The organism is Nocardia sp. NPDC051570, assembly GCF_044454005.1.
GTDB lineage: Bacteria > Actinomycetota > Actinomycetes > Mycobacteriales > Mycobacteriaceae > Nocardia.
Genome location: NZ_JBITDI010000062.1, coordinates 1 through 1,897, shown reverse-complemented (window position 1 = coordinate 1,897; position 1,897 = coordinate 1). Strand labels below are relative to the sequence as shown.

The following is a 1,897-nucleotide window of genomic DNA, read 5'->3' as shown; positions in this document are numbered from 1 at the left end:
ATCCACCGCCTTGCGGATACCTCATCCAACAGGTGTACTCCACCCAGCCCGCAACAGCGTCAAGCCCGGCGACATCACGAATTCAGTCTCTGTAGCTGGTTACTGTGGGTCGGTACCGAATCGGTCGATTTGACGTGTGTTCACCAGCGTCTCATCCGACCGCGCCGCCTCCGCATCGCGATTCGGGGCGAGCTTCATCATCTGACATATCGAGGAAAGTCTTTGAGGGCTCACGTATTTCCGGCCTCACTGATGTCGGGTCTCCGATCGGAACCGGCGTCACGGTTGGGCGACCGACGCAACGGCACGATGCCGCCATTTCGTATGAACAAGGCACTTTTCGCTGTCGCAACGCTGACAGCATCGGCAGCGGTGCTCACCGCGTGTGTGAGCGGCTCGTCGGAACCGGACGCCGTAGATAAGCCTGTCACCACGAAATCCGTCGTCGCATACGCCGCGGTCGAAGCGTCCGGCGATGTCGGCCTCGACCGATCCGACAGTGGCACAACGGTCACCGTGCGGGTCGGCAACGACGTCGTGGTCCGAGTGGCCCACGGTGCGGACACCGAGTGGAGTTTCAACCCCGAGAATCCGGCCATACTGCAGTATCCGGCCAGCCCTCCCATCGATGGAGGCGGTCGCTACATGATCGGATTCCACGCAGCCGAGCCCGGCACGACTCGGCTGGTGGGAATACTCTCCAGCCACGACGGGCAGCAGCTCGACACATTCACCGCCGAGGTGATCATCCGACGGTGATGAATGCCGACTGCGGTCTTCAGGCCACGTACAACGACCCGCAGGCGTACCGCGCCAGCGAGCGTCCCACAAGGTTCACCGTCGGATCTACAGCGTACCGTGGTTGACGGGGCGGCCGAGCACGCGGCCGAGGGCATCGGCAACCGGATTGAGCGCCAACACCTTTCGTCCACCGGTAGGAAACACCGAGTAGTAGGACGAGTCTGCCGCGATGGTGATCAGCCCTGCGAGCGGCGGCCCTCCTGCTCGCTCGCCGAATGCCGTGTACAGGGTGCCGATGTGGCTGCCGAGACTGTGCCCGAGGACATAGATCGGCGCCCCCGGCCGCACGCGTGCGGTGAAGGCGAGCAGATCGGCGAGATCGCCCACGCGCTCGGTGAATCCGAAATCGTTGGTTCGTCCGGGTGGCGGCCCGAATTCGCCCTGCCCACGCAGATCGCGGATCACACAGTTGATTCCGATATCTTCGAGTCGCTCGACAAGCGGCCGATAGTAGGTGGCCGCGACACCCATCGCCGGGACGATCACGATCACCACCTCGGTTTCGATGGCATCCACCAGTTCCACTTCCCCATCAGTTTCATCGCGGCCGGGACCAGGATCCCGCGGACGAGCGTCGCATCCAGAGCCACACCGATTGCCAGTCCCAGGCCGATTTGCTGGGTCGGCATGATGCCGGTGATTCCCAGCGCTACGAATACGACGACCATCAGCAACGCCGCACCGCTGATCAGCGGTGCGGTGCGGGTCATACCACGCAGCACCGCCAATCGGTTGTCGCCATGCCTTGCGTATTCCTCCTTCACCCTCGACAAGGCGAACACCTCATAGTCGGTGCTGAGACTGAAAAGCAGGGCCAGCAACAGCACCGGCACGAAGAACATCAAGTAGCCGGATCGGTCCACACCCAACGCGGCCGCGCCGATGCCGCGCTGAAAGATGAGAACGAGGATCCCGAACGTGGCGCCGACCGAAAGAAGGTTCATGGCTACGGCTTTGAGCGGTAGTGCGATCGACCGGAATGTCAGAACGAGGACGAGCAGAAGACGGATTCAATCGGTCGTCGCAACACCGGGTTGTTGGAGCGATCGTAGGTGTTCGTCGAGGGCTTCGGCGGGAGTGCGCCATCCCAGCGTCT

The 1,897-nt window shown here is 62.6% G+C and carries 3 protein-coding genes; 1 reads left to right on the top strand and 2 read right to left on the bottom strand.

The genetic code is table 11. The features are described from left to right. Positions 1–324 precede the first annotated feature (324 nt). Positions 325–759, top strand: coding sequence for a hypothetical protein (locus ACIA76_RS43680; RefSeq protein WP_397161476.1), 435 nt, complete (start codon positions 325–327; stop codon positions 757–759). A gap of 87 nt (positions 760–846) precedes the next feature. On the opposite strand, the gene ACIA76_RS43675 is transcribed toward ACIA76_RS43680, so the two are convergent. Further along, positions 847–1,317 carry an alpha/beta fold hydrolase gene (locus tag ACIA76_RS43675; protein ID WP_397161474.1) on the bottom strand — a complete coding sequence of 157 codons (471 nt, stop codon included), beginning with the start codon at positions 1,315–1,317 and terminating at the stop codon, positions 847–849. Beyond that, positions 1,290–1,745 carry an MMPL family transporter gene (locus ACIA76_RS43670; RefSeq protein ID WP_397161472.1) on the bottom strand — a complete coding sequence of 152 codons (456 nt, stop codon included), beginning with the start codon at positions 1,743–1,745 and terminating at the stop codon, positions 1,290–1,292. Before ACIA76_RS43670 ends, ACIA76_RS43675 begins: the two co-directional genes overlap by 28 nt. Positions 1,746–1,897: the final 152 nt, after the last annotated feature.

Bases quoted from the DNA above. Each gene is read 5' to 3' on its own strand.
- ACIA76_RS43670 (WP_397161472.1), bottom strand. From the start codon at position 1,745: ATGAACCTTCTTTCGGTCGGCGCCACGTTCGGGATCCTCGTTCTCATC.
- ACIA76_RS43680 (WP_397161476.1), top strand. From the start codon at position 325: ATGAACAAGGCACTTTTCGCTGTCGCAACGCTGACAGCATCGGCAGCG.